16 protein-coding genes are annotated in these 16,315 nt (G+C 65.3%); 11 read left to right on the top strand and 5 right to left on the bottom strand.

Features of this window, described 5'->3' with window-relative positions; genetic code table 11:
• Positions 1-38 precede the first annotated feature (38 nt).
• Together EU800_RS00300 and EU800_RS00305 are read right to left on the bottom strand one after the other, a co-directional pair.
• A complete protein-coding gene (locus tag EU800_RS00300; protein ID WP_129627169.1) occupies positions 39-827 on the bottom strand; it encodes an ABC transporter ATP-binding protein in 789 nt (262 codons plus the stop codon).
• 123 nt (positions 828-950) lie between these two features.
• Positions 951-2,129 carry an ABC transporter substrate-binding protein gene (locus EU800_RS00305; protein WP_129628115.1) on the bottom strand — a complete coding sequence of 393 codons (1,179 nt, stop codon included), beginning with the start codon at positions 2,127-2,129 and terminating at the stop codon, positions 951-953.
• A gap of 177 nt (positions 2,130-2,306) precedes the next feature.
• Between EU800_RS00305 and EU800_RS00310 the strand changes: the two genes are divergently transcribed.
• Both EU800_RS00310 and EU800_RS00315 read left to right on the top strand, forming a co-directional pair.
• A complete protein-coding gene (locus EU800_RS00310; RefSeq protein ID WP_129627171.1) occupies positions 2,307-3,413 on the top strand; it encodes a PQQ-dependent sugar dehydrogenase in 1,107 nt (368 codons plus the stop codon).
• 56 nt (positions 3,414-3,469) lie between these two features.
• Positions 3,470-3,910, top strand: a complete 441-nt coding sequence (locus EU800_RS00315; protein WP_129627174.1) for a hypothetical protein — start codon at positions 3,470-3,472, stop codon at positions 3,908-3,910.
• 24 nt (positions 3,911-3,934) lie between these two features.
• Here EU800_RS00315 and EU800_RS00320 read toward each other — a convergent pair whose 3' ends face one another.
• Positions 3,935-4,942, bottom strand: a complete 1,008-nt coding sequence (locus EU800_RS00320; RefSeq protein ID WP_129627177.1) for a GlxA family transcriptional regulator — start codon at positions 4,940-4,942, stop codon at positions 3,935-3,937.
• 221 nt (positions 4,943-5,163) lie between these two features.
• Here EU800_RS00320 and EU800_RS00325 point away from each other — a divergent pair, with 221 nt between their 5' ends.
• Positions 5,164-6,531: a class II 3-deoxy-7-phosphoheptulonate synthase gene (locus tag EU800_RS00325; RefSeq protein WP_129627180.1), complete on the top strand. Its 1,368-nt coding sequence runs from the start codon at positions 5,164-5,166 to the stop codon at positions 6,529-6,531.
• 184 nt (positions 6,532-6,715) lie between these two features.
• Here EU800_RS00325 and EU800_RS00330 read toward each other — a convergent pair whose 3' ends face one another.
• Positions 6,716-7,438, bottom strand: coding sequence for a PAS domain-containing protein (locus EU800_RS00330; RefSeq protein ID WP_129627183.1), 723 nt, complete (start codon positions 7,436-7,438; stop codon positions 6,716-6,718).
• 162 nt (positions 7,439-7,600) lie between these two features.
• Here EU800_RS00330 and EU800_RS00335 point away from each other — a divergent pair, with 162 nt between their 5' ends.
• From EU800_RS00335 to EU800_RS00350, 4 genes are all read left to right on the top strand, one after another.
• Entirely contained in the window at positions 7,601-8,491 is an 891-nt protein-coding gene (locus EU800_RS00335) for a YicC/YloC family endoribonuclease (RefSeq protein ID WP_129627186.1), read from the top strand.
• Between the two features lie 3 nt (positions 8,492-8,494).
• The gene (gmk, locus tag EU800_RS00340) at positions 8,495-9,142 is read left to right on the top strand and encodes a guanylate kinase (protein ID WP_129627189.1); all 648 of its coding nucleotides are present in this window, start codon (positions 8,495-8,497) and stop codon (positions 9,140-9,142) included.
• Positions 9,139-9,657, top strand: a complete 519-nt coding sequence (locus tag EU800_RS00345; RefSeq protein ID WP_129627192.1) for a gamma carbonic anhydrase family protein — start codon at positions 9,139-9,141, stop codon at positions 9,655-9,657. The genes gmk and EU800_RS00345 overlap by 4 nt, the downstream gene beginning before the upstream one ends.
• A gap of 66 nt (positions 9,658-9,723) precedes the next feature.
• A complete protein-coding gene (locus EU800_RS00350) occupies positions 9,724-10,773 on the top strand; it encodes an ATP-binding protein (RefSeq protein ID WP_129627195.1) in 1,050 nt (349 codons plus the stop codon).
• A 24-nt stretch (positions 10,774-10,797) separates the two neighbouring features.
• On the opposite strand, the gene EU800_RS00355 is transcribed toward EU800_RS00350, so the two are convergent.
• Positions 10,798-12,402, bottom strand: coding sequence for a murein L,D-transpeptidase (locus EU800_RS00355; protein ID WP_129627198.1), 1,605 nt, complete (start codon positions 12,400-12,402; stop codon positions 10,798-10,800).
• A 405-nt stretch (positions 12,403-12,807) separates the two neighbouring features.
• Here EU800_RS00355 and EU800_RS00360 point away from each other — a divergent pair, with 405 nt between their 5' ends.
• The 4 genes from EU800_RS00360 to EU800_RS00375 all read left to right on the top strand — a co-directional run bounded on the left by EU800_RS00360 (position 12,808) and on the right by EU800_RS00375 (position 16,282).
• Entirely contained in the window at positions 12,808-13,380 is a 573-nt protein-coding gene (locus tag EU800_RS00360; protein ID WP_129627201.1) for a DUF882 domain-containing protein, read from the top strand.
• A 301-nt stretch (positions 13,381-13,681) separates the two neighbouring features.
• The gene (locus EU800_RS00365; RefSeq protein ID WP_129627204.1) at positions 13,682-14,773 is read left to right on the top strand and encodes a UDP-3-O-(3-hydroxymyristoyl)glucosamine N-acyltransferase; all 1,092 of its coding nucleotides are present in this window, start codon (positions 13,682-13,684) and stop codon (positions 14,771-14,773) included.
• Positions 14,774-14,807: 34 nt separating this feature from the next.
• A complete protein-coding gene (locus tag EU800_RS00370; protein WP_129627207.1) occupies positions 14,808-15,077 on the top strand; it encodes an acyl carrier protein in 270 nt (89 codons plus the stop codon).
• Positions 15,074-16,282 (top strand): beta-ketoacyl synthase, encoded by a 1,209-nt coding sequence (locus tag EU800_RS00375; protein WP_129627209.1) that lies wholly within the window; start codon positions 15,074-15,076, stop codon positions 16,280-16,282. The genes EU800_RS00370 and EU800_RS00375 overlap by 4 nt, the downstream gene beginning before the upstream one ends.
• The last annotated feature ends 33 nt before the right edge of the window (positions 16,283-16,315 follow it).

A 16,315-nucleotide genomic window follows, 5' to 3' on the forward strand; every position in this document is an offset into this window, starting at 1 on the left:
GCAATCCCGTTTTCTATCAATGGCCAAGATGCCGTTCTTCACACGCCGGATCCTTCCCTGACCTTGTTCTTGAGGCCGGTGCCCAGATAGGCTTCGATCACGCGGTCGTCCTGCATGATCTCCTGCGCGCCGCCGACCGCGAGCACCTTGCCTTCGGCCATGCAGATCACGGGGTCGCAGAGCCGGGCGATGAAATCCATGTCGTGTTCGATGACACAGAACGTGTAGCCGCGCTCCTTGTTGAGCCGCAGGATCGCGTCGCCGATGGTGCGCAGAAGGGTCCGGTTGACGCCCGCACCAACCTCGTCGAGGAAAACGATCTTGGCGTCGACCATCATCGTGCGCCCAAGCTCAAGGAGCTTCTTCTGGCCACCCGAGAGGTTCCCCGCCTTTTCCTCGGCCAGGTGATCTATGGTCAGGAATTCAAGGACTTCGTCGGCTTTCTTCACAAGTGCCGCTTCTTCTTCGGCAATCCGGCGGCGATTGACCCAGGTGTTCCAGAGCGTCTCGCCGGACTGGCCGCCGGGCACCATCATCAGGTTCTCGCGCACCGTCATCGAGGGGAACTCGTGCGCGATCTGGAAGGTGCGCAGCAATCCCTTGTGGAAAAGTTCGTGCGGCGGAAGGCCGGTGATCTCCTCGTTACCCATGAAGACGCGCCCGGACGTCGGTGGAAGAACGCCAGCTATCACGTTGAAAAGCGTTGTCTTTCCCGCGCCATTCGGTCCGATCAGGCCGGTGATCGAGCCTTGCGCGATCTCGATCGAGGCGCCGTCGCAGGCACGGAAGCCGCCGAAATGCTTGTGGAGGTCCTCGACCCGGATCATCTCTCGCGTCCCTCGGTTCATGCCGCCTTTGGGTACAATGGCAAGGCGGCCCGGGAATCACCCGGGCCGCCCGTCGTTAAGTCAAGTGTCGTCGGACGACAAGGGGGACAACCGGACGGGCGATCAGTGGAAGCCCACGGTGTCGAACTCGCCGCCCTCGACCACGACTTCACGGAAGGAGCCCGCCGAGTCGCCATTGTCGAGGAACTCGACGGCCGTTGCGCCGACATAGTCCACGTCGCCGCCACCGGCCAGGATCTCCATCGCCTTGCCCAACTCGCCGGGCATGATCTCCTCGCCCGGGCCGTTGGCGACCTCCATGATCTTGTCCTTGTAGACCCGCGGATCGGTGGAGCCGGCCGCCTGCATCGCCATCAGCAGGATGGCCGTCGCATCGTAGCTCTCGCCGGCGAAGATCGAGGTCGGATCGAAGGCGTCGCCCACGACCTCTGCGAACTTCTCGGCGCCCGGCGAGTCGGAGCCCGGGAGCGTGCCCATCGAGCCGTCGACCTCATCACCAAACTTGCCGGTCGTGCCGTCGGAGACCATGCCGTCCGGGAAGAAGAACGTGTCGAATGCCCCGGTGTCGAGCGAGGCGCGGACGATGCCGGCGCCGCCGCGGTCGGCATAGCCCGCGACGACGAGGATGCCGCCGCCGGCGGCGGCGAGCGCGCCGACCTCGGCCGAATAGTCGGCCTTGTCGTCCTCATGCGCTGCCGAGATGGTCACGGTGCCGCCGAGCGCCTCGTAGGCGTTCTGGAAGCTGTCGGCGAGGCCCTTGCCGTAGTCGTTGTTGGTGTAGGTCAGCGCGACATTGTCGATGCCCTTGTCCATGATAATGCCGGCAATGATTTCGCCCTGGCGCGCGTCCGACGGTGCGGTGCGGAAGAACAGGCCGTCATCCTCTGCTTCCGAAAGCGCGGGCGAGGTGGCCGACGGCGAGATCATCACTATGCCGTTTGCGCGTGCGACGTTCTGCAGCACAGCGCCGGTGACACCCGAACAAGCTGCGCCCATGATGCCGGCAACGCCCTCGGCGGTAATCAGACGCTCGGCGGCAGCGGTCGCCGCGGCCGCGTCGATGCAGGTCGAGTCAGCGCGGACCGGAACAACGGTGGCTCCGTCCATGAAGGTGCCAGCCGCGTTGACTTCCTCGATGGCCAGTTCGGCGCCGGCGCCCATGTTCACGGCCATGGATTCGATCGGGCCAGTGAAGCCCAGCAGAACCCCGAGTTTGACATCTTCGGCGGTGGCGGCGGTGGCCAGCAGCGTTGCAGCACTCGCCAGCAGAAGCTTCTTCATCATTACTTTCTCCCAGTTGGAACTCACGTTCGGACGTCAAGATATTGCTGCAAACGGGAAATGGAAAGCCATTGAGTCGGCCTTCGGGCGTGCCGCTCACGCGAGATCACAGTTGCGTCCCGCGGGGCGCATATGTGCGGGCGATGCGATACCTTTCGCGAAAATCCGGAGGGTCTCATGCGATTCATCTTCTTGTGCCTCGTCGTTCTCGGGGCGGCACCACTCGACGCGGCGACGCGGCAGAGCGCTGCCGGACCGCTGGAGGTCAATGCGGTGATCGATGGGCTCGACACGCCTTGGGGACTGGCCTTCCTGCCCGATGGAGGCGTGCTGGTGACGGAACGGGGCGGGCGACTGCTGCATGTCTCCGCTGAGGGAGACCGCATCGCGGTGGACGGCGTCCCGGAGGTTCGCGCCTCCGGCCAGGGGGGGCTGCTTGACGTGCTGGTCCCGCAGGACTTCGCGCGCAGCCGGGAGATCTTTCTCAGCTATTCGAAACCGCAGGGGAGTTCTGCCGGCACGGCCGTCGGCGTCGGGCGGCTCTCGGAGGACGGGAGTCGGCTCGAGACCTTCCGGGTGATCTTCGAGATGGCGCCGGGGACGACCGGCGGGCGGCATTTCGGTTCACGGCTGGTCGAGGCGCCTGACGGGACGCTCTTCGTGACAATAGGCGAGCGCGGCGACCGGCCGGCGGCGCAGGACCTCGGACGAACGCAGGGCTCGGTGCTGCGGATCTCGCGGACCGGCGGCATCCCGCAGGACAATCCCTTTGCCGAACAACCGGACGCGCGTGGCGAGATCTGGTCCTTTGGTCACCGCAACCCGCAGGGCGCGGCGCTTGACGGTGCGGGACAGCTCTGGGTCGCCGAACATGGCGCGCGGGGCGGCGACGAGGTGAACCTGGTCCGCCCGGGCGCGAATTACGGCTGGCCGGTGATCGCCTATGGGCGGCACTATTCGGGCGCCGAGATCGGTGAGGGAACCGCCAAGCCGGGCATGGAGCAGCCGGTGCATTTCTGGGATCCCTCGATCGCGCCCTCCGGCCTCGCGATCCTGAAAAATCCCATGGTTTCAGAATGGTCCGGCGATTTCCTCGTTGGATCCCTGAAGTTCGACCTGATCTCGCGGCTCGAACGCCAGGGCAACGGACTGAGCGAGGTCGAGCGGCTGGACTGGCCGGAAACGGCGCGTGTGCGCGATGTGCGCGAGGCGCCCGACGGGTCGATCTGGTTCGTCTCGGAAGACCGCGGCGCGGTCTATCGAGTTGCGCCAGCCGGGAAATGAGCCGAGACTGCCGACGATTGCCGGACATCCGGCAAAGTGAAACTGACGGAGAGACCATGCGTGCCTTGCTGATCCTGCCCCTCGTCGCCCTTTTCCTTGCCACTGCGCCGGTTCAGGCGCAGGACCGGCCCCCGCAGGAAGCGCCCGCGGCCATCATCTTCGACAGCTACGATGCCTTCATCTCTTTCATTGACGAGCGGATGATGAAGCGGCAATTCGGCGGCCTCATGCAGAAAATGACCGGCGGCAACCTGACGCTGGCGCAGGTGCAGCAGCTCACCGAACAGGCGCGCAAGGGATTCACCGTCGATTTCGAGAACGTCGCGGTGATGCAGTCCGAGGATCTCGAGAACGGGTTCCGAAAGGAGATCCGGGCCTACTGGACGGGCGATCGCTATGCCTATGTCTTCGTGCTGATGCATGACCGCGGCGAGGATCTTGCGATCCTGAACGTCGGGATCCATGTCGCGCCGGCGCCGTCGTTGGCCCTGTTCTGAGACTGCCGACCCGGCCGGCAGGCGTCAGATCACCTGCCGGCTGGCCTGCGCGCCGCGTTCCCGATAGGGCGTGGTGTGGTAATGCGTCCGGTAGCATTTCGAGAAATGGCTGGGCGAAGTGAAGCCGCAGGCCAGGGCCACGTTTATCACGCTCATGTCGGTCTGCATCAGCAGGTTGCGCGCCTTCTGCAAGCGCAGTTCCATGTAATAGCGTTTCGGGCTGCGGTTCAGGTAGCGGCGGAACAACCGTTCGAGCTGGCGCGTCGAAAGCGCGACATCACGCGCGAGGATCGAGGGCGAGATCGGCTCCTCGAGATTCTGTTCCATGATCTGGATGACCTGGGACAGCTTCGGATGCCGCACGCCGATCCGCGTCGGGATCGAGAGGCGTTGCGTGTCCTGGTCGGTGCGGATCGAGGAATAGATGAGCTGGTCGGCCACGGCGCCCGCGAGCTCCTCGCCATGGTCGTCGGCGATGATCTTCAGCATCAGGTCGATCGATGCGGTGCCGCCGGCGGTTGTGAAACGGTTGCCATCCATGACGAAGACGGATTTCGTCAGCATCACTTCCTCGAATTCCTCGGCGAAGCTGTCCTGGTTCTCCCAGTGGATCGTCGCCCGCTTGCCGTCGAGCAGGCCCGCCTTGGCGAGCGTGTAGCCGGCGGTGCAGAGTCCGCCCACCGTCGCGCCGCGCCGCGCCTCGCGGCGCAGCCAGTTGAGCAGCCGCTTGCTTGTTGCCGCCTGCACGTCGATGCCGCCGCAGACCATCAGCGTGTCCTCGCGGCCGACCTCGTCGAGATCCATGTCGAGCACGAACTCGACACCGTTGGAACAGGCGACCCGCCCGCCGCCTTCGCCGGCGGTGGTCCAGGAATAGAGTGTCTTGCCGGAGACCCGGTTTGCGATGCGCAGTGGCTCGATGGCGCAGGCAAAGCAGAGCATCGTGAACTGGTCGAGCAGCACGAAAACGAAGCGCCGCGTGCGGGCGCCGCCTTCGGCGAGCTCGACAATCGTCTCCGGGGTATCGGCCATCGGCTGGCTCAGTCTCTCGCGTGTCCAGTTGTCGACCATCGAACACCGGATTGCGCGGGGGCCGCAAGAGCGGAATGCCGGGGCGCACGCGAATGGGCGCGTCGATGCCTCCGGTCGGGTGGGGGACGATGCGAAATTTCCCGTTTGCAAGCGAAGGACGGCTCTATATACGTGCCGGACCGAAAACGCATGCACGGTGCAATTCCCGGGGGAGGAAGGTCATGACAGGGGTCTGGAACAAGTCCGACTGGCGCAAAAAGCCGCGGGTTCAGATGCCCGACTATCCCGACCAGGACGCGCTCCGAGCCGTCGAGGCGCAGCTCTCGAAATACCCGCCGCTGGTCTTCGCAGGCGAGTCCCGGCGCCTCAGGGCCGAACTTGCGAAAGCCTCGCGTGGCGAGGCCTTCCTGTTGCAGGGCGGCGATTGCGCCGAGAGCTTTGCCGAATTCTCCGCCGATTCGATTCGTGAGACCTTCAAGGTCATGCTTCAGATGGCGGTCGTGCTGACCTTCGGCGCCAAGGTGCCGGTGATCAAGGTCGGCCGCATGGCGGGGCAGTTCGCGAAGCCGCGCTCGGCGCCCACCGAGACCAAGGGTGGCGTCGAACTGCCGAGCTATCGCGGCGACATCATCAACGAGATCGACTTCACCGAGGCGGCCCGCTTGCCCGATCCCGAGAAGATGCTGCGCGCTTACACCCAGGCCGCCGCCTCGCTGAACCTGCTGCGTGCCTTCTCGACGGGCGGTTTCGCCGACATCCACCGCGTGCATTCCTGGACCACCGGCTTTGCCGATGCGGACAAGGCCGAGCGCTATCGCGACGTCTCCAACCGGATCTCGGATGCGCTCGACTTCATGACCGCCGCAGGCCTCTCAGCGGACCGGATCAACACCATGGCGATGGTGGATTTCTACACCTCGCACGAGGCGTTGCTGCTCGAATACGAGGAAGCGCTGACGCGCGTCGATTCAACCACCGGCCAGACCATCGCCGGCTCCGGCCACATGATCTGGATCGGCGATCGCACGCGGCAGCCCGACGGCGCGCATGTCGCCTTCTGCCGCGGGGTGATCAATCCGATCGGCCTTAAATGCGGCCCGTCGATGACGCCCGACGACCTCAAACCGTTGCTGGCGGCGCTCAACCCGGAGAATGCGCCGGGCCGCCTGACGCTGATCACCCGCTTCGGGGCCGGAAAGGTCGCCGAGCACATGCCGCGGCTGGTCGAGACGGTGAAGTCTGAGGGCGCCAATGTCGTCTGGTGCTGCGACCCGATGCATGGCAACACGATCAAGTCGGCGACCGGCTACAAGACCCGCCCCTTCGATCTCGTGCTCTCCGAGGTGCGCGAGTTCTTCGCGGTCCATCGCGAGCATGGCACCGTGCCGGGCGGGGTGCATTTCGAGATGACCGGACAGGACGTGACCGAATGCACCGGCGGGGTGCGGGCGGTGACCGAGGAGGACCTTTCGGACCGCTACCACACGGCCTGCGACCCGCGTCTCAACGCCTCACAGTCGCTGGAACTGGCCTTCCTGGTGGCCGAGGAACTGTCAAACCGCCGCGACCTCGCGCGCGCTGTTTCCTGACCGAAGGGTCGGGCCTGATGAATACGCCCGGTCTCGATGTGCACTTCTTGGCCGCTACTTTCGCCACCTTCGCGGGTGTCGACCGAGCCCAGGCCGCGCCTTGTGTCTTTTGCCGACATGAGTTGCCAACCACGCTCTGGTGAGTGTCGCCAATCTTCGGCATCAAGACCGTAGGCTACCGGCGCTATGCGTCGGACTTGACGAGATAGAGCTGTGGCCGGTCGGTGCGCGGCGGGCGGTGCGGTGAGGGGCGGTAGCCGTGCGCTGGTTCGGCGAGTCCCGTAACCTCCCGAAACACACCGGCCGGCCGTTCGGGCCATTCGTCCGGTGCCGTTTCGGGAACCTGCAGGCTGCCGTCGGGGAGGATCGGGGTGACCGCGGTCGAGCGGATGTCGAAACGGCGCGGTGCGCGGCCGACCGGGCCGAGCGTGGCGAGGCAGCCGAGCGCGCGGCTGACCTCGCCGGAATCGGCGCGCAGCGGCAGGATCAGCAGGCAGGCGTCGAGCGGCGGCTTGCCGATGCCGCGATCGCCCGACAGCGTCAGCCAGGCTTTTGCCGGCTCGTCGAAGACGTGAACCAGCGACTGGCTCACGCGCTTGCGCGCATCGGGCAGGAAGAAGGAGGTGAGCGGCATGCCGCGGACCTCCATTCCCATCAAATCGTTCAGATGCGACCCGGCGAGGCGGAACCGGGCGACGCCCGGCGCCAGCCGTTCGAGGATGAAGGCATGGGCGAGCGCGGTCTGAATACGGCGCGGGTCGAGCTCGGCGCGGTCGGGCATTGGCCGGCCGCCGCGGAGCGAGTCCCAATAGGACTCGACCGTCTGTAAAATCGGAAAGCGCATCGTCGCTCCTCCGGCATCTCTGAGGGAAACGACCTTGCGACTGTCGACGAACTCGTCACTCATCGTCCACACCCCGGCTTCCTGCGGCGTCGGTCGCGTCGGGACCGTGTCGCGTCCTGCATCGTTTTGCCACGGTGAAATGCCTGTTCGTCGGCGACTCAACAATGCTTACTCAAGTGTTAACATGCCATGATTTTGTGGCTAGGTGGTTAAAAATGAGGGAAAATGGTTAACTCTATGACCGGCTTCGCGGCCCGCAGCGGGCAGAGCGGAGACTATGCCTGGAGCTGGGATCTCAGGAGCCTAAATGGGCGCGGGCTGGACCTGCGCCTGAGAGTGCCGGACTGGGTCGAGGGGCTGGAGGCCGCGTTGCGCGCGCGCGTCTCAAAGGCGGTGAAGCGCGGCTCGCTGACGATCGGACTGAGGCTCGCGCGGGAAGCGCCCGAAGGGGCGATCAGCATCGATCCCGGCGGGCTCGACGCCGCCATCCAGGCACTTGCGTCGCTTGCCCACAGGGCCGAGGCCGCGGGCTTGCCGCTTTCTCCCGCCAGCGCGGCGGAGCTCCTGGCGATGCGGGGCGTGCAGGTCCAGGGCGGCCAGACCGAGGACACCGATGCTCTGCGCGCCACGCTGCTGGAGGATTTCGAGGCGGCACTCGCCGCCTTCCTCGAGATGCGCGCGGCGGAGGGCGCGGCCCTGGAACAGGTCTTATCCGGTCAGATCGACCGGATCGAGGCGCTCGGCGTTCAGGCGACCGCCTGTCTCGGGGACCGGGCTGACAAGGCGGCACAGAGCCTGCGCGCCGCGCTGGCGCGCGTTCTCGACAATGCCGACGGCGCGGACGAGGCCCGCGTGGCACAGGAACTGGCAATGCTCGCGGTCAAGGCTGACGTGACCGAGGAACTCGACCGGCTTTCGGCCCATGTCGTTGCGGCACGCGATCTCCTCGCCGAACAGGTTCCGATCGGGCGCAAGCTCGAATTCCTGACCCAGGAGTTCAACCGCGAGGCCAACACGCTCTGCTCGAAGTCGCAGGATGTCGCGCTGACCCGGATCGGCCTTGACCTCAAGGCGGTCATCGACCAGATGCGCGAGCAGGTTCAGAACGTGGAGTAGCCCATGAATTCCGTCCGTCGCGGCCTTCTCATCATCCTGTCCTCGCCTTCGGGAGCGGGAAAATCGACGTTGGCGCAGCGGCTGATGGAATGGGATCCGACCCTGAGCTTCTCGGTCTCGGCGACCACGCGGCCGCCGCGGACCGGCGAACGGGACGGGGTGGACTACCATTTCCTGGAACTGCCGGCCTTCAAGGCGATGGTGGCCGAGGGACGGATGCTCGAACATGCGCATGTCTTCGGCAATTTCTACGGCTCGCCGCAAGGGCCGGTGGAGGATGCGATCCAGGCGGGCCGGGACGTGCTCTTCGACGTCGACTGGCAAGGGGCGCAGCAGATCCGCAACTCCGATCTCGGCAAGCATACGCTCTCCATCTTCATCCTGCCGCCATCGATCGCCGAGTTGCGCCGGCGGCTCATCGCCCGCGGCAAGGACAGCGACGATGTGATCGGCAAGCGGATGCAAAAGAGCTGGGACGAGATCAGCCACTGGGGCAGCTATGACTACGTGCTGGTCAACGACGACCTGGACACGACATTCGACAAGTTGAAGATCATCCTGAATGCCGAACGGATGCGGCGTCCGCAGCAGCCGGGACTGAAGGAATTCGTCCGCGGATTGCAGGCGGAGTTCGAGGAGGGGCAGGGATGATCTATGCGCTGGCGGGCGTCACGCCCGAGATTGCCGACAGCGCCTGGGTGGCGCCGGATGCGAACCTGATCGGCAAGGTGACGCTGGAGGAAGCCGCGTCGGTCTGGTTCGGCTGCACGCTGCGGGGCGACAACGAACGCATCCGCATCGGCGCCGGATCGAACGTGCAAGAGAACTGCGTGCTCCACACCGACATGGGGTTTCCGCTGGTGGTCGGTCGCAATTGCACCATCGGTCACAAGGTCATGCTGCACGGCTGCACGATCGGCGATACCAGCCTGATCGGTATGGGAGCGATCGTGCTCAACGGCGCCAGGATCGGCCGCAACTGCCTCATCGGCGCCGGCGCGCTGATCACCGAAGGCAAGGAGATCCCGGACAACTCACTGGTCATGGGAGCACCCGGCAAGGTGGTGCGGCAGCTCGACGAGGCGGCGGCGGCGCGTCTTCTCGACTCGGCACTGCGCTACCAGGAGAATGCGCGCCGTTTTCGCGCGGAGCTTGCGCCGGCCTGAGGCACGGGCGCCGGCCGTCGCCGTGATCGCGGGTGACGACGGAAAGGTGGGGCGGGACAGGGTTTCATGGACGGGCTTTCGGACGAGATACTGGCCGCGGTGCCGATTCCGCTGCTGCTGGTCGGGCCCGACGAGCGGATCCGCACGATGAATTCCCGCGCAGGCGAGCTCTTTGGAGCCTCGGGCGCGGGGCGGCATTTCGTGACCGCGCTGCGCCAGCCGGCGCTTCTGGCTTGCGTCGAACAGGCGCTGCGCTCCGGTCAGGCCGGCACCGCGCGCTATGTCGACAAGAACATGGCGCGCGAGGCGGTCTTCAAGGTGCGCGCCGCGCCGCTGAACGGGCGCGACGGGATCTCGGTCCTGCTCTCTTTCGAGGACGTGACCGACCTTGAACGCGCAGACGAAATGCGGCGCGATTTCGTCGCCAATGTCAGCCACGAACTGAAGACGCCCCTGACCGCGCTGATCGGGTTCATCGAGACGCTCCGCGGCGCCGCGCGCGACGACCGGGAGATCCGCGAGCGGTTTCTTGCGATCATGGAACGCGAGGCGTCGCGGATGAACCGGCTGGTCTCGGATCTGCTCTCGCTCAGCCGGGTGGAATCGTCGGAACGGCAGCGTCCGACCGACCCGGTCGATCTCGAAGAGCTGGCGACCGCGACGATCCTGTCGCTGGAGTCCCTGGCGCAGGCGGACGGGGTTCAACTCGTCGTGCAGCGGATGGATTCCGACGACCGGCCGCTTCTCGTCCACGGGGACCGCGACCAGCTCCAGCAGGTCCTAACCAACCTGATCGAGAATGGCATAAAATACGGCCGCAAGCAGGGGCATGTCTGGGTGAGGCTGCGCTATTCGCCGCGCGAGCTGGCCTTTCGCGGGCCCGGCGTGGAGCTCCAGGTGGCCGATGATGGCGAGGGGTTCGACCCGATCCACATCCCGCGACTGACCGAGCGCTTCTATCGCGTGGACCACCACCGCTCGCGGGAAATGGGCGGCACCGGGCTCGGCCTCGCGATCGCCAAGCATATCGTCAACCGCCACCGCGGCCGCTTTCGGATCGAGACCGAGCCGGGGCAGGGGGCCTGTTTCACGGTGCTGCTGCCCGCCATCGACTGATGCGGCCGGCTGGATCGCGGCGTCTTAGCTCCCTGCAACGCTCAGGCGGACGCCGGCCGCCTGCATCGCCGCCCATATCGCGGCGTCGCGGCCGTAGATGTCCTCAAGATAAGTCATCCGGCCCTTCTGGCGCGCGAAGGCGGTGCGATACAGGATATGAACCGGCACCGGTTCCTCGAGGTTGAGGCGGCTCTCGTTGCCGGTCCTGAGCCGTGCCTGGAAGGTTCCCTCGGGATCGCTGGTCTGCCGCGCGAGCAGCGCGTAGGCAAGGTCCTGGGGGTCGGCCACGCGGACGCAACCATGGCTGTAGGCGCGGCGGTCGCGGTCGAAGAGGTTCTTGGACGGCGTGTCATGCAGGTAAATGTTGTAGCGGTTCGGGAACATGAACTTCACTTGCCCGAGCGCATTCCCCCGCGAGGGTGGCTGCTTGAGCGAGAAGGGGAAATTCCGCGCATTGTACGCAGCGAAATTGACCGCCGACCGGTTGACGACGCGGCCGCGGGAATCCACGAGCTTCAGGTACCCGGCCGCGTTCGGGTTCCGCTGGAACTGCGGCAGGTACTCCTTGGTCGCGATCGAGCGCGGCACGTTCCAGGTCGGGTTGACGACCATGTATTCCATCTCGTCGGAGAATTCCGGCGTCCGCCGGTCGGCCTGGTTCATGCCGACCACGACCCGCGTCTTGAAGCTCTCCTTGCCGTCGTCGATGATCCGCGCAGTGAATTCCGGGATATTCACCAGGATATGCCGCTTGCCCTTGGGAATGTTCGTCCAACGCTCGCGTTCCATCGCGACGATGATGCTGGCAAGCCGGGTTTCCGGTGGCACGTTGACCGCCTTGAGCGTGGCCTCCCCGGCGACCCCGTCGGGATTGAGCCCGTGGTCGAGCTGAAACTGCTGCACCGCTTTCTGCAAGCTGCCGTCATAGGTCGGGCTGGCCGTGCGCTTGAGATAGCCCATGGCAATGAGCCGGTTGCGAAGTGCGACCACTCCGGCGCCGGACTCGCCGGGTTCGAGCCGCGCGCCGGGCACGCCGGGGCCCCAGCCGCCTCCGGCAATCACCGCTTCGAGCCGGAGCTTCTCGGCCAGGAGCGTATTGTATTGCGCAGTCCTCGGTGGGAGGCCGCGCAGGAAGGCCACGGGGGAGGAATTGGCGAAGGAATGGAGTTGCGCGATCTGATCGCGCCGCGGCAACTCGCGCACGATGGACCTGTCGATCTCGCTCGGTGTCATCGCGCCCGACTGAATGTCCTGGGCGTATTGCACGAACATCTTGGCCGCCAGCACCTCCGCCCGGCCACGGTCGCGGGCAGATCGCGCCGAGGCAAAGGCAGCTTCCAACTCGGCGGCGTCGTAGCGCTGCGCCGGAAGCCCGTGCGTGTCGGCGCTCTCGAGTGCCGAGAGCAGGGCCGCCCGGCGGCTGCCGTCATCAGGGTCGGTAAAGACCGGCGCGTAGTCGCGCATCCGGTAGAAGCCCGCTACGGCCTCGTTGCCATAGGCCGCTTCGGCAACCGCCTGCTTAAAGGCCGTGACCTGCGCCATCAGCGGTCGGTTCCCGCCGTCCAGCACGAACAGCGCGAGCGTCACGATCAGGACCGGTACGATGCGGCGGGTTCTGGTGAACGACATGTAAAATCCCTCGACAATTCTCAGAGCAAGATCAGAAAACGATCCCATGCACGGTCTCAACAAGTCCATGCAAATCTACGGGATTTCACAGCTTCTTCGACCATCTGTGGCATGTCGACAATGCATTTGCAGCGACGTTTCGTGTTGCGGCGAGCAATCCTGCGCGGGGGATGCGCCATTCATTGTTGCGCCGCGATCACATCCCGTGATTTCGTTACACTTTTCCGGTGTTAGGACTGTTTAAGCAGAATCCTGCCTATTTTGAGCCACAGTGGATAACTGCGCAAATTGCCCCCTTGGAAGCAGAATCACTTTATGGCATCACAATCGCACACCTGGGGATGAGGTGTAGAAAAATCCGCGGAACAGCGGAATGAGAAAGAGAAACGGGACAGGCTCAGACCGATGACAGAAAAGTCGGCCCCAAGGGGCATTTCTAGACGTGGCGTTCTTGCGGCGTTCGCGTCCACTGTCGTAACGGCAGCACCAACATTCAGCAATGCGGCAGGCTTTCTCAGGGGCGCGGGAGATATCCGCCGCCTGAAGATGTATAACGGCCGCACTGGTGAGAGCATGGACACGATCTACTGGATCGAGGGCAGCTACATCAAGGAAGCGCTCAAGGAAATCAATGCGTTCATGCGCGACTGGCGGCGAAACGAAGTGAAGGTGATCGACACTCGTACGATCGACATCATGGCCGCGTCGCACAACCTGATGAATACGTCCGAACCCTACATGCTCCTCTCGGGCTACCGCTCGGCAGCCACGAACGCCATGCTCCGCTCCCGGTCGGGCGGTGTGGCAAAGAACTCGCTTCACATCAAGGGGCAGGCGGCGGACCTGCGACTGGGTAGCCGCTCGATCTATCAAATGGCCAAGGCGGCGCAATCCTGCCAGGGCGGTGGTGTCGGAACATACCGGGGCTCGAATTTCGTTCACATGGATTGCGGCGCTATCCGCAGCTGGAACGGCTGAATACGCCTTCCCCGCGGGGGCGGCGAAACGCAGACCTGTCAAAGACCATGCCCGCGACAGCGGTATGGTCTTTTGTGCGTTTCAGATGAATCATTTACCGTTGAAATTGGCGTATTCGGCGCGCTTCGGGCGCTGGCCACATTCGGAGAGGACGCGGCCAAGGCTGTGCAGTGTTCGTGAGTAACGAAGGGCGCAAGGCGACTCCCGCGTACGGCGCCCCAATCCCCGCCAATCCCCGGTTGCGGCCCGTCCCTGCCTTGCACTAGAGCATCTGGATACGTCATCTGCCGGAGCGGAGCGCATGGAATACTCGATCAGTGACATTGCCGAGGCGCTTGGCGCCAGCGCCGTCGGCAATGCGGCGCTCACCGTAACTCGGGCGGCCGAACCTGCGGCCGCCGGGCCGGAGGCGCTCGCCATCGCCATGTCGCCCAGCTATGCTGCCGCCCTCGGGCAGGGTTCGGCCCGTGCGGCGCTGCTCTGGGCCGACGCGGACTGGCAGGCGCTCGGGCTCGAGGCCGCGGTGCTTGTGCACCGCCCGCGCTACGCGCTCTCCGGGCTGACACAGCTTCTCGATCCCGGTCCCGAGATCGCCCCGGGCATCCATCCGAGCGCTGTAATCGACGGCACGGCCGAAATCGGCCCGGGGGCGGCCATCGGTCCCTTCGTGGTGATCGGCCGCGGCGCGCGGATTGGACCGCGGGCACGGATCGCCGCGCATGTCTCGATCGGCGCCGAGAGCCGGATCGGCGCCGATGCGCTGATCCATGCCGGCGCGCGGATCGGGCGCAATGTCCGTATCGGCGACCGCTTCATCTGCCAGCCCGGCGCCTCGATCGGCGGCGACGGCTTCTCCTTTGTCACGCCCAGTGCTTCCGGAATGGAGGAGGCTCGGGCCGGGATGCGCGACGAGGTCGCCGCCACGGCGCACCAATGGGTGCGGATCCACTCGCTCGGCGGCGTCGAGATCGGCGATGACGTCGAGGTCGGTGCGAATGCCGCGATCGATGCCGGCACGATCCGCGCCACGCGGATCGGCAATGGCACCAAGATCGACAGCCTGGTGATGATCGGCCACAATGTGATTGCCGGCGAGAATTGTCTGTTCTGCGGGTTGGCGGGTGTCGCGGGCTCGACCGTGATCGGCGACCGGGTTGTGATGGCGGGCCAGTCCGGCATCGTCGACAATATCACCGTGGGCTCGGACGTCGTCGTCTCGGCCGGAACCAAGGTGCTTTCCAACGTTCCCGCGGGGCGGGTGATGATGGGATATCCGGCGACGAAGATGTCGACCCAGGTCGAGACCTACAAGGCGCTCCGGCGCCTGCCGCGGCTCGCCCGCGACGTTGCCGCTTTGCGAAAGGTTCTTTCCAAGGATGGCAGCGCGGACTAAGTAACGCGCAACTCAGGAGCAGGGGAGCCGGACTATGGCCGACAGCGTCAAGGACAGGGTGATCGCGATCATCGCGGAGCAGGCGGTTCTGGAGCCCTCCGACGTCAAGATGGATGCCACTCTGGAGGATCTCGGTATCGACAGTCTCGGCCTGGTGGAAAGCATCTTCGCCATCGAGGAGGCGTTCGACATCTCCGTTCCCTTCAATGCCAACGAGCCGCAGGAGAGCGACTTCGACATCTCGTCGGTCGCCGCGATCGTGAAGGCCGTCGAGGGGCTCGTCGCGGAGCAGGCCGACTCGTGAAACGCGTCGTCATTACCGGGCAGGGCACGATCAATGCGCTCGGCACCAACGTGCCCGAAACGCAGGAGGCAATGCGCGAGGGCAAATGCGGGATCGGACCGCTCGAGATCCGCGATGTCGAGCGGCTGGCGATCCAGATCGGCGGGCAGGTCAAGGGCTATGCGCCGGAGGCCGAGTTCAACCGTCAGCAGATCGTTCTCTATGATCGCTTCACCCAGTTCACCCTGCTTTCTGCACGCGAGGCGATCGCGCAGTCCGGGCTGAACTTCATCGGCGACCTCGCAGCACGCTCGGGCGTCGTGCTGGGCAATTCGGGCGGCGGCATGAACACGCTCGACGAGAATTACCGCACCGTCTACGAGGACGGCAAAAACCGGGTCCATCCCTTCGTCGTACCGAAGCTGATGAACAACGCCGCGGCGAGCCACGTGTCGATGGAGTTCAACCTCAAGGGGCCGACCTTCACCGTGGCGACCGCCTGCGCCAGTTCGAACCACGCGATGGGGCTGGCGTTCCAGTTCATTCGCTCGGGCCTGGCCGAGGTGATGATCACCGGCGGTTCGGAGAGCATGCTCTGCTTCGGCGGCGTGAAGGCCTGGGAGGGGCTGCGCGTGATGTCGAAGGACGCCTGCCGTCCGTTCTCGGCCAACCGCAACGGCATGGTCCAGGGCGAGGGCGCGGCGGTCTTCGTGTTCGAGGAATACGAACATGCGAAGGCCCGCGGCGCCGAGATCGTCGCGGAGGTGATCGGCTTCGCGATGACCTCCGACGCGGCCGATATCGTCATGCCCTCGAAGCAGAACGCCGCGCGGACGATGACGCTGGCCATGCGGGACGCGCGGATCGACCCGTCCGAGGTCGGCTATATCAATGCCCACGGCACCGGCACGGCTGCGAATGACAAGACCGAATGTGCTGCCGTCGCCGATGCGCTCGGGCATCACGCCAACGACCTCATGATCTCGTCGACCAAGTCGATGCACGGTCACCTGATCGGCGGCACCGGCGCGGTGGAGCTGCTGGCCTGCACCATGGCGCTGAAGGACGGGGTGATCGCGCCGACCATCGGCTACGAGGAGCCCGATCCCGAATGCGCGCTCGACGTGGTGCCGAACGTGGCGCGTGAGGCGAAAGTGGATGTCGTGCTGTCGAACGCCTTCGCCTTTGGCGGGTTGAACGCGGTGCTGGCGCTCCGGCGGGTCTGATCGGCCACGTCCAGTCTTTTCATGGAAAGAAAA

Origin of the sequence: Tropicimonas sp. IMCC6043, from assembly GCF_004146235.1 — a bacterium.
Lineage (GTDB): Bacteria > Pseudomonadota > Alphaproteobacteria > Rhodobacterales > Rhodobacteraceae > Tropicimonas.